The organism is Ignavibacteria bacterium, assembly GCA_017303675.1.
Taxonomy (GTDB): Bacteria; Bacteroidota; Ignavibacteria; order Tepidaquicellales; family OLB5; genus OLB5.
This window is the reverse complement of record JAFLBX010000001.1, coordinates 1,641,519-1,659,122: the sequence shown is the minus strand read 5'-3', so window position 1 is coordinate 1,659,122 and position 17,604 is coordinate 1,641,519. Positions and strand designations below refer to the sequence as shown.

At 38.3% G+C, this 17,604-nt stretch carries 17 protein-coding genes; 7 read left to right on the top strand and 10 right to left on the bottom strand.

Annotated features, from left to right (window positions below):
- Nucleotides 1-7 precede the first annotated feature (7 nt).
- Nucleotides 8-715, top strand: coding sequence for a sulfite exporter TauE/SafE family protein (locus J0M37_07420; GenBank protein ID MBN8584911.1), 708 nt, complete (start codon nt 8-10; stop codon nt 713-715).
- A 2-nt stretch (nt 716-717) separates the two neighbouring features.
- Here the strand turns inward: J0M37_07420 and J0M37_07415 are convergent, their stop codons facing one another.
- The 7 genes from J0M37_07415 to lpdA form a co-directional block, all read right to left on the bottom strand.
- Entirely contained in the window at nt 718-1,257 is a 540-nt protein-coding gene (locus J0M37_07415; GenBank protein MBN8584910.1) for a DUF192 domain-containing protein, read from the bottom strand.
- A 70-nt stretch (nt 1,258-1,327) separates the two neighbouring features.
- Complete coding sequence (locus tag J0M37_07410; GenBank protein ID MBN8584909.1) at nt 1,328-2,170, bottom strand: nucleotidyltransferase domain-containing protein; 843 nt, start codon at nt 2,168-2,170, stop codon at nt 1,328-1,330.
- Between the two features lie 128 nt (nt 2,171-2,298).
- Nucleotides 2,299-3,870 (bottom strand): DUF853 family protein, encoded by a 1,572-nt coding sequence (locus J0M37_07405; protein ID MBN8584908.1) that lies wholly within the window; start codon nt 3,868-3,870, stop codon nt 2,299-2,301.
- 123 nt (nt 3,871-3,993) lie between these two features.
- Nucleotides 3,994-4,395, bottom strand: a complete 402-nt coding sequence (locus J0M37_07400; protein MBN8584907.1) for a hypothetical protein — start codon at nt 4,393-4,395, stop codon at nt 3,994-3,996.
- A 60-nt stretch (nt 4,396-4,455) separates the two neighbouring features.
- A complete protein-coding gene (bcp, locus tag J0M37_07395) occupies nt 4,456-4,908 on the bottom strand; it encodes a thioredoxin-dependent thiol peroxidase (protein ID MBN8584906.1) in 453 nt (150 codons plus the stop codon).
- 147 nt (nt 4,909-5,055) lie between these two features.
- Entirely contained in the window at nt 5,056-5,535 is a 480-nt protein-coding gene (locus J0M37_07390) for a peroxiredoxin (protein ID MBN8584905.1), read from the bottom strand.
- Nucleotides 5,536-5,651: 116 nt separating this feature from the next.
- Nucleotides 5,652-7,076 (bottom strand): dihydrolipoyl dehydrogenase, encoded by a 1,425-nt coding sequence (gene lpdA / locus J0M37_07385; protein MBN8584904.1) that lies wholly within the window; start codon nt 7,074-7,076, stop codon nt 5,652-5,654.
- A gap of 517 nt (nt 7,077-7,593) precedes the next feature.
- Between lpdA and J0M37_07380 the strand changes: the two genes are divergently transcribed.
- Nucleotides 7,594-7,926 (top strand): hypothetical protein, encoded by a 333-nt coding sequence (locus J0M37_07380; protein ID MBN8584903.1) that lies wholly within the window; start codon nt 7,594-7,596, stop codon nt 7,924-7,926.
- A gap of 168 nt (nt 7,927-8,094) precedes the next feature.
- Nucleotides 8,095-9,882 (top strand): T9SS type A sorting domain-containing protein, encoded by a 1,788-nt coding sequence (locus J0M37_07375; GenBank protein ID MBN8584902.1) that lies wholly within the window; start codon nt 8,095-8,097, stop codon nt 9,880-9,882.
- A gap of 162 nt (nt 9,883-10,044) precedes the next feature.
- Here J0M37_07375 and J0M37_07370 read toward each other — a convergent pair whose 3' ends face one another.
- The 3 genes from J0M37_07370 to J0M37_07360 form a co-directional block, all read right to left on the bottom strand.
- Nucleotides 10,045-10,677 carry a hypothetical protein gene (locus J0M37_07370; protein MBN8584901.1) on the bottom strand — a complete coding sequence of 211 codons (633 nt, stop codon included), beginning with the start codon at nt 10,675-10,677 and terminating at the stop codon, nt 10,045-10,047.
- 30 nt (nt 10,678-10,707) lie between these two features.
- The gene (secG, locus tag J0M37_07365; GenBank protein ID MBN8584900.1) at nt 10,708-11,142 is read right to left on the bottom strand and encodes a preprotein translocase subunit SecG; all 435 of its coding nucleotides are present in this window, start codon (nt 11,140-11,142) and stop codon (nt 10,708-10,710) included.
- Nucleotides 11,143-11,306: 164 nt separating this feature from the next.
- Nucleotides 11,307-12,062, bottom strand: a complete 756-nt coding sequence (locus J0M37_07360; protein MBN8584899.1) for an N-acetyltransferase — start codon at nt 12,060-12,062, stop codon at nt 11,307-11,309.
- Nucleotides 12,063-12,379: 317 nt separating this feature from the next.
- Between J0M37_07360 and raiA the strand changes: the two genes are divergently transcribed.
- The 4 genes from raiA to J0M37_07340 all read left to right on the top strand — a co-directional run bounded on the left by raiA (nt 12,380) and on the right by J0M37_07340 (nt 17,592).
- On the top strand, nt 12,380-12,715 hold the full coding sequence (gene raiA / locus J0M37_07355; GenBank protein ID MBN8584898.1) for a ribosome-associated translation inhibitor RaiA: 336 nt from the start codon (nt 12,380-12,382) through the stop codon (nt 12,713-12,715).
- Between the two features lie 10 nt (nt 12,716-12,725).
- Nucleotides 12,726-13,772 carry an HPr kinase/phosphorylase gene (locus J0M37_07350; GenBank protein ID MBN8584897.1) on the top strand — a complete coding sequence of 349 codons (1,047 nt, stop codon included), beginning with the start codon at nt 12,726-12,728 and terminating at the stop codon, nt 13,770-13,772.
- Between the two features lie 15 nt (nt 13,773-13,787).
- Nucleotides 13,788-15,590, top strand: coding sequence for a hypothetical protein (locus tag J0M37_07345; protein MBN8584896.1), 1,803 nt, complete (start codon nt 13,788-13,790; stop codon nt 15,588-15,590).
- A gap of 196 nt (nt 15,591-15,786) precedes the next feature.
- A complete protein-coding gene (locus tag J0M37_07340; GenBank protein ID MBN8584895.1) occupies nt 15,787-17,592 on the top strand; it encodes a hypothetical protein in 1,806 nt (601 codons plus the stop codon).
- The last annotated feature ends 12 nt before the right edge of the window (nt 17,593-17,604 follow it).

Sequence of the window (17,604 nt, the reverse complement as noted above, 5' to 3'; positions counted from 1 at the left end):
ACGAAATATGAATAACGAGATATATATTCTTTCGCTTACAGCTGCTTCCATTGGATTTATACATACATTAATAGGCCCTGACCATTACCTGCCTTTTATAATGATGGCAAAAGCCGGAAAATGGACAAAAATCAAGACTTTTTGGGTAACTATTTTTTGCGGCATCGGCCACGTTTTAAGCTCAGTTGTGCTGGGTTTTATCGGTATTGCAGCGGGAATTGCTCTGGATAAGCTTGAACTTATTGAAGGTACACGCGGAGAAATTGCAGGCTGGGCGCTTATTGCCTTTGGGTTTACTTATATGATATGGGGTATAAAAAAAGCGTATAAAAACAGGCCACACTCACATATACATGTTGAAAGCGACGGAACATATCACACACATACACATCAGCATCACGGTGAACACGTGCACATGAAAGAACAAAAAAAGTCACTTACACCATGGATATTATTTCTGGTATTTGTTCTGGGACCGTGTGAACCGCTGATACCGTTATTAATGTTTCCTGCCGCGCAGGAAAGCATTGCTGGGCTGTGGATAGTTACTGCAATATTCGGGATCACCACAATTGGCACCATGCTGGGTATTGTTATGATTTCATTGTGGGGTATAAATTTTCTTCCGCTCGGCAAACTTGAAAGGTTCACTCATGCTTTGGCAGGTTTTGCGATTTTTGCTTCAGGACTGGCTATAAACTTATTAGGTTTGTAAAATTATTTAAGATCCAGCCTGTATTCGATTAGGTCACCTTCTTTGATTCCGTACCTGCTGCAATAACCGCCGTTCACTTCTACAACAAATTGAGATTTCCCTTTGGATGGTATCGGTTTTTCTGAGTAAGGCACAGTATTGTGGTGAATTGTATTTATAACACCCTTGCTGTCTATAAATAATATATCAAGTGGCATAATTGTATTTTTCATCCAGAATGACTGCATTTCATCCCTGTCAAAAATAAAGAGCATTCCGTGATTTTCTTCCATTTTTGACCGGTACATTAAACCCTGTGAGCGTTCCGCCGGGCTCATAGCCACTTCAACATCAATTCTGCTAAGCTGGCTGCGTGTATCTTTACTTAAAAATGTTACTTCACCTTCTTTTACCCATACAGGTTCATTTGAACTTTTTTTAATGTAAAAAAAGTAAATGAAGATGAATACTATTACAGGTATTAATGCTATTAATACTTTTTTAGTTTTATAAAAAGGTACCTTCGGGATTTTCTTCCCTGTGTAGGATTTTGTTTTTGCCATATATTACATTCAATATTCCAAAATTCTTTATTACTTTCTGTGTATTGCAAAAATACTAAATCTGCAATTTTTACTTCCTCAATATCATTTCTAAAATATTTCTTGAACGGGCTGTACTAACTTCGGGCAAGTTTTTATCTATCAGATCAAATGTTTCCCTCACCAGGTTGAACATCTCCTTTAATGCTTCGGATTTTTCAGCGGATAAAACAAATTTATACCTGTTTATAAAATCCCGGGGTTTAATTTTCATCTTCTCGATAGTATGTTCAACTCCTTTTAACTTGCCGGGATGGTAATATTTATTAAGTCCGCAAAGAATTCCGATTATGTTACCGGTCATTTCAACAATTGATTCGTAATAATACAGAAGATCGCCCCTGCCAATCGTCATCTTTTCAATAGCCCATTCTGGATGGAATTTTTTAAAATGCTCCACCATAATAACCTGCAGCTCTTTTGGAAAGTTCTCTTCAGCTTTTTTTAAAAGGGCAGCCAGCCAGGCAGAATCTTTCAAAATATAACCATCTAAAAGACCTGATATCATAAGATGTTTTGTCAGGTCAACTTCAGGCTTTTCAATCATTTCATTAATCAGAGTTTCAGTTTCGCTGTAATGCCCGAAACCGAAATCACACCTTACGCCATCTATGTAATAATATACGGCAAATCCTTCTTCAGGTGAGCCGTGATAAAAATCACCTCCTGATGCTTTAGCATCGTTAATGATCTTATCAAACTCACCTTTAGTCATAGGGCTGTTCAGCATAACTATCGTATCAATATCTGAATTATCATCGGCATATCCTTTTGCAGCTGAACCTGTAACAGCGGCGGCACGAATATCAAGCTGAGCGAATAATTCCAGGTTTTTCTGAGCTTGTTTAAGTCTTTGTTTGCTTAATTCATTCATATAAAATGCCCTTCTAAAGTATTATTGGAGGGCATAATTCTTTTCAATGTATCGACTGAATAAATATATAGCTACAATTAATGTTTTATCCATGAGATTCTTCGTCGCTGAAGCTCCTCAGAATTGGGTCAAAACCAGCTTGATTTTTTCTTCGTCCTTGTACCGCCAATTCCTAATATTCCCAGCAATCCCCGGGTGACCTCTCTCGCAACTGTCCTGCCAACTTGTTTTGCTGTTGTACTGGTCAATACTTTTTCAACTGTACTCTTTTCTGTCTTACCTGATTTAGTCTTGGCTTCAACTTTCTCCGCTTCTTCCTTCTGCTGTTCAGTGGCATGCTCTTCAATTTTTTTATTTAGTATTTCCAGAGCGCTTTCCCTGTCAATTACCTCGTTATACTTAGCTGCTATTTTAGAACCTGAAATTATTTCATCAATTTCGGCGGGAGTTAAAATATCCATCCTTGAGCGCGGAGCGCAGAGCAGCGTTGCTGCAAGCGGGGTCGGATTCCCTTTTTCGCTAAGCACTGTTACTGCTGCTTCACCGATCCCCATACTGGTTAGCAGGTCATCAATATCATAATATTCACTCATCGGGTAATTTTCAGAGATCAATTTGATATCTTTTCTATCTTTGGCGGTAAATGCGCGAAGCGCGTGCTGAACTTTCATACCTAACTGGCTTAACACAACATTAGGTATATCATTCGGGTTTTGTGTGCAGAAAAATATTCCGACACCTTTGGATCTAATTAGTTTGATGATACTTTCTATCTGGCTCAATAATGCATCACTTGCTTCATTAAAAAGTAAATGAGCTTCATCAATAAAAATTACAAGTTTTGGCTGGTCTAAATCACCTTCTTCCGGGAAAGTTGCGTAAATTTCTGCAAGCAGGCTTAATAAAAAAGTTGAAAAGAGCTTTGGCTTTTGCTGCATATCGATAAGCCTGATAACAGAAATTACTCCCCTGCCGTTGCTGTCGCACCGGGCAAGGTCTTCAGCTTCAAAAGACCTTTCTCCGAAGAACTGGTTCGCTCCCTGCTGTTCAAGCTCAACTATTTTTCTTAATATTATTCCCAGCGAGCTTGATGATACTTTTCCATATGAAGCTTCAAATTCCGCTTTGCCTTCTTCCTGTATATACTGAAGCAAGCGCTTCATATCTGCCAGGTCAAGCAGGGGGAGCTGTTTATCATCGCTGTATTTAAAAATAACTGAAACAAGGCTGGACTGTGTTTCATTGAGCTCAAGCATCCTCGAAAACAATACCGGACCGAATTCAGAAGTTGTTGCCCTTAGCCTTGTACCCTTTTCCGCTGAGATAGTAAGAAATTCTATTGTATTTCCTTCGGGATTCCACTGAAGCCCGATGTGCTGCATACGCTCATCAATTTTAGGATTTGATATACCCGGTTTGGCAACACCGCTCAAGTCACCTTTAATATCCATTACAACAACCGGTACACTTTTTGCCGCAAGTGATTCAGTGATAAGCTGAAGTGTTTTAGTTTTACCTGTACCAGTTGCCCCTGCTATAAGGCCATGCCTGTTCATGGTTTTCAGCGGCAGCTTAATATGTGTGCCTGTTAAAACTTCTTTATCAAGTATAGCTGCGCCAAGGGTAATAGTTTCGCCTTTAAAGGTATATCCCTCATTTATTGATTGGATAAATTTTTCTTTTCTTTCAGTATCTGCCATAAATATTGTAATTTAGATGTATCGGCAAAGATAATGGTTTGTTATTTATTGAAAAATAGAAAAATATAAATAAAAAAAGCCATTCAGTTTGAATGGCTTTTAGTAATTTATTTATGCTTAAAATTATTCCAGAGTAAATTCTTTTGTAATTGGAGTTGAATTATCTGAATTCAATTTTACGGTAACTGAATATTTTCCGGGCTCAAGAGCACCATTGATATTCATATTTCCAATAACTGAACCGCCGGTTGATTCAACATCCGCATGACCAAGCTCTTTGCCGTCATGTTTCCATTCAAAAGTTACTTTTGTACCGGTAGGTGCATTTTTCAAAACTGCTGAACAATAAACAGCTGCTGAAGTTACAGGAAATGTTGATGCATCAGATGAACATCCGGCATCAGTTTTTTCTGTACACAGCTTCACATCAGAAAGATTTGCTGTTGAAACGTTGCAAGCCTGGAAAAAACTGATCGAAGTAAAAATTGCTGCCAACATAATAACTGCCAGTACGTTGTTTTTCATTTGTTTGGATTTTGGTTAATGAATGTTTGCAATATAACATCTAAACTATTAAAAAAACAACTATATTTCTTTAAGAATTTCTTCTATATGACCCGGTACTTTCACCTTATCATATATTTTTTCAATTTTTCCCTTTTCATCAATAATGAATGTAGTCCTTACAACTCCCATATACTTCCTGCCGTACATACTTTTTTCCTGCCAAACACCGTAATCATTCAGCATTTCTTTTGTTTCATCGCTCAGCAAAGTGAACGGAAGCCCGTATTTATCCTTGAACTTGTTATGGCTTTTTGTATCATCAGGCGATACGCCTATAACAACAGTATTCTTTTTTTCAAACTTTTTTATACTATCCCTGAAATCACATGCTTCCTGAGTGCAGCCGCTTGTCATATCTTTGGGATAAAAATAGAGCACTACTTTTTTACCTTTGTAATCCTTCAGGGAAATTTTCTCACCGTTATCACCGATCAGGCTGAATTCCGGTGCTTTATCTCCAACTTTTAACATTTTACTCTCCTTTTAATAAACAACAAGGGGCATTTGCCCCTTGTTGGAAATTTATTTAGAATTCAATATTATTTTGCGAGCGAACAAAGTGAGCGTGGCAATCTTTTAGATAATGAGATTGCTGCGCTAGCCCGCAAAAAAAGATTTTTACAACCCTGCAGCTGCGTTTTTGAGTGCGTCAAAATTCACCTGCACACCCGGGTTTTCTGTAACTTCAACATATTTTATAACACCGTCTTTATCTATCAGGTAAACTGCTCTCTGTGCTGTTTCCTTCTGACCGTGTGCGAATTCTGCCTGTACTACATCATATTTCCTGATAACTTCCTTGTTGAAATCGCTGAGCAGCGGAATTTTAATTCCGTTCTTTTCTGCAAATGCTTTCTGAACAAATGTTCCGTCAACACTGATACCAAGAATTTCAGCATTCATTCCCTGGTAAGCGTTGAAGTTATCGCTCATTGTACACATTTCTGTTGTGCAAACGCCTGTGAATGCCTGCGGAAAAAATAACAATACAACATTTTTACCTTTGTAATCACCAAGTGATATCTGTGCAAGCTCCGCAGATGGTGTAAATGATGGTAATGTGAAATCCGGTGCTTTATCTCCGACTTTTAATGCCATTTTAAACTCCCTTTTATCCTGAGCGAAGCGAAGGATCTCATTGATCATTCGATAACTCAGATTTTTTTATTAAATTTTTATTTATAAATCCAAAATCAAAAATCCCAATTCCGAAATCAAATATTTATCGCCTCACCGTATGCATCAGCGGCTGCTTCCATTATTGCTTCTGCAAGTGTGGGGTGCGCATGTACTGTTCTTACTATCTGCTCGTAAGTAGCTTCAAGTGATTTTCCCAGCGTAATTTCTGCAATAAGCTCACTTGCTTCATTTCCGCAAATATGTGCGCCTAATAATTCACCGTACTTAGCGTCAAATATCAGCTTAACAAGTCCGGCAGTTTCGCCAACTGCCCTTGCTTTACCGCTGGCGCTGAACGGGAACTTACCGATCTTAACTTCATAACCAAGCTCTTTAGCTTTCTTTTCTGTCATACCCACCGAGGCAACCTGCGGCTGGCAAAATGTTACTGCAGGTATGCAGTTGTAATCTACATCAGGTACATGGTGACCCGCAATTTTTTCTGCGCAGTTTATTCCTTCAGCGGCAGCAACATGAGCAAGCCATGGCGGACCGTTAACATCACCAATTGCGTAAACACCATCAACATTGGTTTTATAATCACTATCTACCTTAATAAATCCTTTTTCAACATTTACACCAAGCTCTTCAAGTCCGAAACCTTCAACATTGCCGGCAAATCCAACAGCCACAAGTGCGATATCACTTTCAATTTCAGCATTATTTTTGCCGCTGACTTTTGTAATAACTTTTTCTGTCTTGCTGTTCGGAGCGGTTTTTTCTACTGTAATGCTTTCTACCTTTGTTCCTGTCATAACATTAATTCCCATTTTCCTGTATTCCCTGCCAACAACATCGCTCATTTCCTTATCTTCCATTGGCAGCGGCTGGTCCAGCATTTCCACTACCGTAACTTTTGCGCCGAAGGCATTCCAGAAATATGCGAATTCCATTCCGATAGCGCCTGCGCCTATAATTGTAACGCTCTCAGGCTGTTTATCAAGCACTATTCCTTCCATGAAAGAAAGTACACGCTTGCCATCAACATTCATACCGGGGAACGAGCGCGCTCTTGAGCCTGTAGCTACAATAGTATGCTTTGCCACAAGTTCTTCAGTTACTTTATCACCGTTATAAACTTCTATCAGGGTACCGCCTGCATGTTTTTTTAATTTACCGTACCCGGAAATATTTGTGATCTTGTTCTTCTTCATGAGATATTGCACGCCTTTTTCTGATTTATCGGCAACATCACGTGAACGTTTCACAACTGCTGCAAAATCAAACTCAACACCGCTTGTTGTTATCCCGAATTCTTTGGACTTTTTCATCATATGCATAACTTCGGCGGCTTTAAGTAAAGATTTTGAAGGAATACAGCCCCAGTTAAGACAAATTCCCCCAAGCCTTGCTGTTTCAACAAGCGCTGTTTTTAAGCCTAGCTGCGATGCGCGGATAGCTGCTGAATATCCTCCAACACCGCCACCCAGAACAACAACATCAAATTCTGTTTTTGCCATTTTTTATCCTGTTTCCCTTGTTTTGGGAAAATATATATAATTTATTGATTAATTTTCTGATGGTATCAGCAAAAATACATATTTAAACCGATTTACTCAATTGAGTTAATTATACCTGAATTATCATTGTAAGCGGATAAAATAAAATACCCTCCTGTTTTTCCTTCTTTTCTTCGCTCTATCTAACAAGGCGTATACTTTCCGGATACACAGGAGGGGTTTAGGGGGTCATACTTGAAGCTTTAAGATACTGCTGTGTTAAGTTGGTTCACCTTAACTATTCAAAAATACAATATCAAAATCCCATATGTAAAAGAAAAATTATTGCAAATGTCGAATGTGGAAATGCTATTTCTTTCATTTTTACGGGAATTTTCATTTATTTTAGCAAAATTTGTCGATTTCCGACTGTTAAATATTTATTATGATCTAAATATCATACATTTAAAATATTATTGCTTTATTACCGGCATTATGTTATTTTCACGTTCCAAAAAAAATTCCTAAAGGAGGAAAATTGAAAAAATCACTTTTAATTTTTGCTGCAGTTCTCGGTTTATTTATTTTCAGCCAGAGCGCTAATGCACAGAACCAGAATTTTTCTATGACAAACAACACCGGTATGATACTGGTTGATGTTTTCATTTCACCCAGTGCTTCTGATAACTGGGGTTCAGATGTTATTCCCAAAGATATGATACTTGATGGTGAAACATTTGATTTCACGTTTACAGGTGTTGATCCTGAACATTGCAGCTGGGATATTTTATTCACAGCAGATGACGGGAATAAATATTACATGAGAGGCGTTGATCTTTGCAGCATTACCTCGATCACACTTTCTAAATAAATTCTGTAAATTCATAAATTATCAAGCCGGCATTATTAATGCCGGCTTTTTCGTTTGAAACAACTGTATTTCAACAATTTAATATAAGAATGATTATTAGAATTGTTTATTTTAAAAATAAACTTGATGTTTAGAAAAGTATTCATTAATTAATTAAAGGAGTCATTCATGAAATCAATATTCTCATTTTTAATAGTTTTGTTTTTATGCATTACATCCGTAAATTCACAATCAAACAACATCCAAAATGAAGCTTTTCCTGATCAATCATTTGTACAGGATAACTCACCATACGCAGTTTTATGGCGGCAACAAGTTGAAGCCAGAAGAAGCGGAAATGTTCAATTGTATAATCAACTAAGGGATAGACTTCTAAGGGAATTCCCTGAAAGATTTACCGGCAATCAGAATATTGAAAACAAACCGTTTCTGAATATTGAAAACCATATTCAGCCCCCTTTTACAGGTGATTGGGGTGGAGGCGATTTTATTGTTGATAACGCACCCGCATACCAGCCGCCTGCAAACAATACACAGGCTGGTCTTGATCTGGAAGTAGATTCACTTGGCAACAAATATATTGCATATATTTCTGCTAACAGAGACTCACTCCGAGTAATGAAATCAACTGATCAGGGAGCAACATGGGCATATATTGCTTCAATAAATCCCGGCGGCACAACCAAATGGCATTCATTTGATTTCTTCATAGCTGATTCGGCAAACACTTTTAAACTCGGTTTCGCTGCCTGCAGAACTTCAACAGTGTCATCCTTGGATGGAGATCTTTATTGGCTGGTATATGATGCTAATGGCGGCGGATTGAATGTAGTATCTATAATAAGTACTCCATCAGGCGGAGGTCATTTGAATCCTTCAATTGTAGCTGATAGTTATTATTGGAGCTATGGTCTAACCTGGTGGTATGTAGCTTACCAGCACGTTAATTCCGGTACCGGTGCCGGCATAGGGCTAAGAGCAGCATTATCAATGAATGGCGGCCTCGCATGGACTCATGATTCTGTCAGAAATACTTTTAATGATTTTAATATTGATATTGACTACAGGCATGGTGCTTCATATGATTCAATTTATGTAGTGTTCACCAATGACCTTACTCCTACAAATGCAAACTTAAGGCTTAACAGGATCGCGCTCGCAAATTTCGGAACAGCCACTTCATGGACACAGTTCAATGTTCAGGCAACTTCAGATCCTGAAGTTGATCCGGAAATTGCAGTAAACAGGCAAACGAACGAAATGGCTTGTATGTGGACACAAACTACCGGCGGCGTTAAAAAAATTAACTATAACTATACTGCTGAAACCGGCGCTTACTGGCCTAATCTCGGTGCAATTGCCAACTTCCCGAATGATTGCGACAGGGGAAGAATAGAATGCAGCGAACAGCAGGGTGCATACAGAATTTCATATGTATCTAAAGGCTCTTCTAATGTAGATACTGTCATTTATACTTCAGCATTTACATTACCACCTACTTCAAGAACCGTTGTTACGACAAATATAGATGCCAATACTACAACCTCACCTGATGTATCCGGATTCAGGACTGGTGCTAATGTATACGGTGGCGGCGTTACATTTGTTGCAGCAGGCCAAAACAGGATATTCTATGATGGTTCAAATGTATCACCGGTTGTAGGAATAAACAATAACGGAAACGGAATTCCGCAGTCTTTCAGTTTATCGCAGAATTACCCAAATCCGTTCAATCCTGAAACAAAGATAAACTTTGCGATCCCCAGGGCTTCTTTTGTTACAATAAATATATATAATACTTTAGGGCAGGTTGTTTCTCAGCTTGTTTCTGAAAATATGGAAGCCGGTTTTTACACATATGATTTTAACGCTTCAAATTTAACCAGCGGAATATATTTCTACAGAATTACCGCCGGTGAATTCACCGATACCAAAAAAATGATGTTGATAAAGTAACGTAGTTACTTTTGCCTGTCTGCTGAAGCATAGCGCAGGCAGAAAATCCCGCTCCGCGGGACTGATAAAATAGCAGTGTTTTTTTTGATTTATGTAAATTTATTTAAACAAAAAACCCGGTCAATAGTAATATTGACCGGGTTTTACTTTTACTTCAAAAGATCAGAATTTTAAATTAAATTTCAGCTTATATTCCTTCCCCCGCACACCGCCTTTTGTGAACTTATCATCGCTGACATCAAAATCGAACAGGTGAGCGTCAACATATGCATCAACCATGTTAATTACATAGACTATCAGGAAATACCATACAAAATCGTCCCTCTGGTCACGGTAAAATTCGCGCAGTGTCTTGAGATTCAGGTCACCGTTAGGGTTTAACTCTGTTTGCGAATCGGCATAATCATCCCTGTAATCTTTATATAAATTATTATTGCGGAAATACTCATATCCAAAATATCCAACAAGTCCACCTATAATGGGGATCTTCCAGTATGATTCATTATAAAACTGTCCCGCCCCCGGTATTACTGCACTTAACAGCACCGCTGTAGTGGGTGATTTCCTCATACGGAATTTTTTTACAGTAGGTTCCTTTGGTTTTATTATTGTCATGTTAGAATCTGCCGTAAGAGTATCGCTTTTACGTGTTGGTATATTAAGCGCGGCAATCCCTTCACTCTTCAATTTCAGCCTGAACATTTCCTGGGAAAAGGCATCCTGAATAATTAAAAAAGGCACAGTTATTAAAAACATAACTGTACCTTTTAGAAAAAACTTTATTACTTTATTCATTAAATCATTCTGATTTCTGAATATATCTTATTATTTAGGAGGCTGCTGGTTATTTGGAGCCTGTTGCTGCTGCTGATTAGGATCTGTTGGCTGCTGCTGATTAGGCTGCTGATTAGGCTGCTGATTCGGATCCTGCTGCTGCGGCTGCTGCATTTCATTCGGCACGTTAGGCTGAGGAAAATTCTGCTGCCCTGAATTCTGCTGAATTATGCTTTCATTTGTACCGCCGCTTTTATTTATGAGTACATTTGTTACCAGTGAAAATAAAAGCAATATTGTGGCTAAAATGCTTGTTAGTTTAATTAAAAAATCAGCGGTTCTGCGAACACCAAATACCATTGAAGCATCGGCTCCGCCGCCGCCAAAAGTACCGGCTAAACCGCCGCCTTTTGAAGACTGTATGAGAATTACTCCCATCAGCAAAATTGATACTAAAACAAGCAAAATTATGAAAATACTGATCATTTTAAATCCTTTATATTATTATCTGTAATGTAGAACTGCAATTTTAAGGATAATTTTATTGATTTTAAAGTCTAATTTTTGGGGTAAAATATTCAATTCATAGGTGATTCAGAATTTAAGAATGAAAAAAACCTGTAACCTGCAACATGCTACATGCAGCCTACCTACTCCCACCCCTGATTTTCCAGTAATTGTTCCGGCGGTACATCGCGGAATTCCTTAGCCGGCATTCCCACATAAATTGTTTTAGCGGGTACGTTCTTCGTCACAACTGCACCGGCGGCTACGAGCGCATCTTCACCAATTTCCAGACCGGGTAGTATTACCGCTCCTCCGCCTATCCTTCCGCCTTTACGGATTGTTACACCTTTAAAGTGTTTAAAACGCTCTTCTGTTCTGCCTAAATAATTATCATTGGTTGTAACAACACCCGGCGCAATAAAGCAGTAATCTTCAATTGTGGAATAAGCCGTAATATATGAATTGGTTTCAAGTTTACATTTCTTGCCAACTGATGTAAAATTTTCAATGGTACAGCTTCTGCCTATAATAGTATATTCGCCAACGGTAACATCTTCACGTACAGCAGCGGAATCCGCTATCAGCACATTGTTTGCAATTTTGCAGCCGGTGTAAACTATCACCTGTGCGCCTATCAAACATTCATCGCCTATTTCTGCCGGTTCGTATGTTTTATCTGATTTAAATATGCTGCGTTTTGAGCGCAGCGGCTGCTTGCCTATTACTGAATTAGCATCTATCCTTACTCCATTGCCTAATTTTGTCCCCTGGTGGATCACTACATTATGTCCAATCTGGCAATCATCCCCTAATACAACATCCTTTTCAATTACTGTGAACTGCCCTATTGAACAGTTCTTTCCAAGCTTCGCGCTGCCATCTATGAACATATTGCCCATAGTCTGAAGAAATTTTCCTGTTTCCATTTAATTAGATTACTTTTTTCCCTCCCCTACTTTAGGAGGGGCAGACCCGCTTTGGCGGGACGCGGGGGGTTCTTTTTAATTAATAAAGCTAATATACCCACCATTTAAAACCATTTCAAATCAATAAATTATACTTAAGGCCCTCCCCTTTGGGGAGGGAAGGGTGGGGTCATTTTGCTAAAAAGGTATGAATTATTCCATTGTTGAAATTAACGAACTACTTTAGCATATTTGCAAATAAAGGGCAGATTGCCCTGAATTTGTTCATTTTATTATATGGAGGATTAACTATGTCATTCATCTTTACAGCACGCCATTTTAAAGCCCACGATTCACTCAGAACATTTGCAGAAGAAGAAGCTAAAAAATTTTCACAGATTTACGACGGAATCATAAAGACAGAAGTCATATTAAGTTATGATAAACCTGAAAACAGCATTAAACATGCTGAAGTTATAGTCCACGCTAAGAATAACCATACTTTTACTGCTAAAGAATCCTCAGATGATTTCATGAAATCAATCCTTGCCTCAATGGAAAAAGTTGAAACCCAGGTTAGGAAATTTAAAGATAAGCTGACCGATCACAGCGGAGAAAAATCCGTTAAGCATATTGAAGCTGAATAAAAATATCTGAATGAAACATTTTCATAAAGTTTTAAAAAACATTGAAGAGATACGCAAAGAAAAGATCAGTGTTGATTTTTTCTATAATGCAGCCAAAGAGCGGTTCAAGCTTTCAATGATATCAGATCCCTCCAAGGGACTTGATAAGAACATACGTGATCAGCATATCAACAGGCCGGGTCTTGCACTTGCAGGTTATACGGCACTTTTTACCTTTGACAGAGTACAAATACTCGGTAACACAGAAATGCGCTACTTAAAGACACTTTCATCAGAGCAGCGGACTAAAACCCTTAAAAAATTCTTCTCATTCAATATGCCCTGTATCTGCCTTACTTTCAACAATAAGCCAAGCGAAGAATTTATGGAAATGGCTGATAAGAAGGAGATACCGGTTTTTATCACACCGCTTGAAACCACAAAATTCGCCTATTTTATAAATGACTTCCTCGATGATCAGTTCTCTCCCCAGGTAGCGCTGCACGGTTCATTTGTTGATGTTTACGGTGTAGGGCTTCTTTTCTACGGAAGAAGCGGCATCGGCAAAAGTGAAATTGCCCTCGATCTTGTCGAGCGCGGCCACCGCTTAGTTGCTGATGATGTCGTAATGATCTCCCGTAAGGGTGATGGTATTCTGATGGGTACAGGCACTGAGCTTGTTAAGCATTTTATGGAAATCAGGGGACTTGGCATTATAGACGTTAGGAGTGTCTTCGGCATCAGAGCTATAAGGTTTCAAAAAAGGGTCGAGCTTCTTGTGAATCTGGAAGAATGGGACCCGAAAAAGGAATACACCAGGACCGGGCTTGATAATGAAACCATAGAACTGCTTGGTGTCGAGCTTCCGTTCGTTAGACTGCCTATTTTCCCCGGTAAAAACATTACGGTAATTTCTGAAATTATTGCTCTCAATTACCTTTGCAAACACTACGGTTACGATGCTGCAAAGGCATTAAGCGATAAACTTGAAATTGCAATTAACAATAAATCCAAACTCAAAGCCGGAAACCTGGGTTATGAACGCTCAGTAGAATACCTGGAACATGACTTTGAATAATTAAATACTAAAAGTATGAAAACGTATTTTAACCTGCTTTTCGCTGCCCTGATTGCTCTTACTTCAATAAACTGCTCTAAAAAGGATAATACAACAACAGAAAATAAGGATGACTACAGCAAAGTAGCTGCAACCGATACAACAGGTGCGGTTACCGGTGACTGGATCATACAGCGTGAGCTGGCTGACCCCCAAAGCCTGAATCCAGTGACATTGCAGGATGCTACAGGAAGGGAATTTTCCCTTCATGTGTTTGAAAGGCTTATGTGGGCAGCAGGCAGAGAAGATTACGAGCTTGTTCCCTGGCTTGTGGAAGCAAAACCTGAAGAAACACCTGACCATTTAACATATACTTTCAGGCTTAAAAAAGGAATTACATTTTCCGATGGGAAACCATTAACAGGCAAAGATGTAATTTTCACTTATAAAGCTATGATGAATCCGCTTGTTGATGCAGCGCAGTCAAGACAGGCTATTGATATGCTGAAAAATGTTGAGCTTGTGAACGGTGATGAATACACTGTCAGGTTCAATCTTTCAAGGCCTTACTTTAAGGCAGTTTATGCGCTTTCTGATATTCAGATTATGTCTAAAGCTGCGGCGGACCCTGAAAACCTTACGGATAAATATACTTTTGAAGAATGCAAGGATTTGGCAACAGCCCGTAAGAACGAAAGTATGAAAAAGTTCGCTGATTTCTTCAATTCACAGGAAGCAAACCGTGATCCTTCAAGGCTTATCGGCTCAGGACCATACACTTTTGAAAAATGGGATACAGGTCAATGGGTTTACTTTAAAAGAAATCCGAATTACTGGAATAAAACCGCTGTTCACGGTATGACCTATCCTGAAAAACTTATAATAAGGGTGATCCAGGATCAAAGCGCCGCTACTGTAGCAGCAAAGAATAAAGAAATTGACCTGATGTATGTAGTGAAGCCTATGGATTTTGTAAAAGAGCTTGCAAATCCTGAACAGTTCAACATGAAAAAAGCTGACCCGTTCGAACCTCAGTTCGTTTACATTGGTTATAACCATAATAATGTATTATTCAGCGATGTAAAAGTACGCTGGGCGCTTGCATATCTTGTTGACAGGAATTTAATTATCGAAAAGGTACAATACGGACTTGCTGTTCCTATCCAGAGCCCCATTTACTTTGGTGATAAAAAGAATTTCAACCCTGATCTTCCGCCAATTGAATTCAACCCCGAAAAAGCAAAACAGCTCCTTAGCGAAGCAGGCTGGAAGGATAACGATGGTGACGGCATTCTTGATAAAACCATAAACGGAAAAAAGGTTGATTTCAAATTCACTTACCTTCTTAATACCAATGAATCAAGGAAACAGACTATACTTGTAGTTGCTGACGCACTTAAAAAAGTAGGTATCATTGCAGAAATTCAGACACTTGAATGGTCTGTATTTCTTGAAAAAATTAAAAAACATGAATTTGATGCTTTAATGGGTGCATGGGTTTTAACAGATTACCCGCCTGATCAGTACCAGATATTTCATTCATCCCAATCAAAAAATGACGGCAGCAATTACGGAAGCTATTCCAGCCCATTGGCTGATTCATTAATGCAGGCTTACCGCAGTGAGTTTGATGAAGCAAAAAGAATTGAAATAAACAAACAGCTGCAGAAAGTTCTTTATGATGAACAGGCTTATACTTTCCTTTGGACGCCTAAAGCTAAATACGTTTACGCAGATAGGTTCAAAAATGTAAGATGGTATCCAACGCCTCCGACAGCTTATCATACACCGGAGTGGTGGGTTCCTGCAAATCAGCGGAAATACCAGGATAAGAATTAACACTGTATTACGGTATAAATTTATTTGACTGAACTAACCCTGGTTTTGCTTGTTTTTAGTTGATTTCTGCATTTTAAACAGAATGCATTTTGCAGTTGAATTTCTCATTATTATAGATAAATTGCGGTTTATAGCGCAAAAATTTAAGGATTTTACAATAAAATAAATTTCCCAATTTAATTTGATACATCAATCTATGAATAAACTTAAAATAACTGCCCTCTTTGCAGTTTTGATAATTACATTAGTTATGACCGGTTGCGGCGGAAAAACCACTCAGCAGAACACAAACAATAATCAGCAAACAAACGATGTTGCAGCAGTAGATACTGCTACCGCTGTAAGCGGAGACTGGCTTATTATCAGAGAGATGTCTGACCCTGAAAAGCTTAACCCTATAGTTTCAAATGATGCCACTGCATCTGAAATTTGTTCATATATTTTTGAATATTTATTGACTCAAAATAAAGAAACATATGAACTTGAACCATTACTTGCAAACTTACCGGTTATATCTGCAGATAACTTGACATACACTTTCACAATAAATAAAAACGCGAAATTTTCAGACGGGAAACCTGTTACTGCTAACGACGTGATCTTTACTTTAAAGCTGATCAAAATACCTTTCATTGATGCAGCAGCAACAAGGAATTATTTTGAAATGGTAGAAAAAGCTGAAGTTGCAGATGGAGACCCTTTGAAAGTAAAATTTACTTTAACCAAACCCAACTGGAGAGGTATTTATACATTAGGACTTTTCAGTATTCTTCCAAAACATGTACTTGATCCTGAAAATATAACAGATAAATTTACATGGGAAGAATTTAAAGATATGAATGCCGCAAGAAATAACGGCGCGATGATGAAATACGCTGATTTCATAAATTCCCAGGAAGTATCAAGGGATGCAAAATACCTTATTGGTTCAGGACCTTACAAATTTGAAAAATGGGATACTGGCGCGGGAGTTACATTAGTTAGAAATGCAAACTATTGGGGTGGCACTGTTGTAACCCCTAATTATCCCCAGAAAATTATATTTAAAACCATACAGGATAATTCAGCAGCTCTTGTTGCAGCAAAAAATAAAGAGATTGACGCAATGTCGGTAATAAAACCCTCTGATTTTTATAAAGATCTGGAAAACGCCGATCAGTTTAACCTGGTAAAAGCTAGACCTTTTGAACCTGCATATACTTACCTAGCTTGGAACCAGCTAAACCCGCTTTTCCAGGATAAAAAAGTAAGGCTTGCACTTGCTCATTTGGTTGATAGAAAAACAATTATTGATAAAGTAATGTATGGCGATGGTGTTCCTATTCAATCACATGTTTTCTACAAAAACACAAAGATCTTAAATTCAGATCTTCCCGAAATTCAATATGACCCTGAAAAAGCTAAAAAGCTTCTTGAAGAAGCAGGATGGAAAGATAGCAACGGTGACGGCGTTTTAGATAAAGTTATTAACGGCAAAAAAACTGATTTCAAATTTACATTCTTAAGCAATACAAACCCTGTAAGAAAGCAGATCCTTTTGGTTATTGTTGACGCTTTGAAAAAAGTTGGTATCCAGGCAGAAGTACAGGAGCTTGAATGGTCAGTTTATCTTGATAAAACGAAAAAACATGAATTTGAAGCAACATACTCAGCATGGACATCACCAACAACTCCGCCGGACCCATACCAGATATGGCATTCATCACAGTCTGAAGGAGAAGGAAGTAATTACATTAGCTTTAAAAATAAAACTAATGATAGCCTTATAGAAACATATAGAAATGAAATGGATGAGAACAAACGAACAGCTCTTATAAAAGAATGGCAAAAGCTTATTTATGATGAGCAGCCATATACATTCTTATGGAGCCCGAGGGCAAGATATATACATGATAAGAGATTTAAAAATGCAAGATGGTATAACATTCAGCCAAGTCCTTCGTATAATGAATGGTGGGTACCGACAGGATCACAAAAATACACTCAGAATAAGAATAACTAAACGCAGATAAAG

What these genes read in the sequence shown, in the direction of transcription:
- J0M37_07420 (MBN8584911.1), top strand. Translation starts at nt 8, where the DNA reads ATGAATAACGAGATATATATTCTTTCGCTTACAGCTGCTTCCATTGGA.
- J0M37_07415 (MBN8584910.1), bottom strand. Translation starts at nt 1,257, where the DNA reads ATGGCAAAAACAAAATCCTACACAGGGAAGAAAATCCCGAAGGTACCT.
- J0M37_07410 (MBN8584909.1), bottom strand. Translation starts at nt 2,170, where the DNA reads ATGAATGAATTAAGCAAACAAAGACTTAAACAAGCTCAGAAAAACCTG.
- J0M37_07405 (MBN8584908.1), bottom strand. Translation starts at nt 3,870, where the DNA reads ATGGCAGATACTGAAAGAAAAGAAAAATTTATCCAATCAATAAATGAG.
- J0M37_07400 (MBN8584907.1), bottom strand. Translation starts at nt 4,395, where the DNA reads ATGAAAAACAACGTACTGGCAGTTATTATGTTGGCAGCAATTTTTACT.
- bcp (MBN8584906.1), bottom strand. Translation starts at nt 4,908, where the DNA reads ATGTTAAAAGTTGGAGATAAAGCACCGGAATTCAGCCTGATCGGTGAT.
- J0M37_07390 (MBN8584905.1), bottom strand. Translation starts at nt 5,535, where the DNA reads ATGGCATTAAAAGTCGGAGATAAAGCACCGGATTTCACATTACCATCA.
- lpdA (MBN8584904.1), bottom strand. Translation starts at nt 7,076, where the DNA reads ATGGCAAAAACAGAATTTGATGTTGTTGTTCTGGGTGGCGGTGTTGGA.
- J0M37_07375 (MBN8584902.1), top strand. Translation starts at nt 8,095, where the DNA reads ATGAAATCAATATTCTCATTTTTAATAGTTTTGTTTTTATGCATTACA.
- J0M37_07370 (MBN8584901.1), bottom strand. Translation starts at nt 10,677, where the DNA reads ATGAATAAAGTAATAAAGTTTTTTCTAAAAGGTACAGTTATGTTTTTA.
- secG (MBN8584900.1), bottom strand. Translation starts at nt 11,142, where the DNA reads ATGATCAGTATTTTCATAATTTTGCTTGTTTTAGTATCAATTTTGCTG.
- J0M37_07360 (MBN8584899.1), bottom strand. Translation starts at nt 12,062, where the DNA reads ATGGGCAATATGTTCATAGATGGCAGCGCGAAGCTTGGAAAGAACTGT.
- raiA (MBN8584898.1), top strand. Translation starts at nt 12,380, where the DNA reads ATGTCATTCATCTTTACAGCACGCCATTTTAAAGCCCACGATTCACTC.
- J0M37_07350 (MBN8584897.1), top strand. Translation starts at nt 12,726, where the DNA reads ATGAAACATTTTCATAAAGTTTTAAAAAACATTGAAGAGATACGCAAA.
- J0M37_07345 (MBN8584896.1), top strand. Translation starts at nt 13,788, where the DNA reads ATGAAAACGTATTTTAACCTGCTTTTCGCTGCCCTGATTGCTCTTACT.
- J0M37_07340 (MBN8584895.1), top strand. Translation starts at nt 15,787, where the DNA reads ATGAATAAACTTAAAATAACTGCCCTCTTTGCAGTTTTGATAATTACA.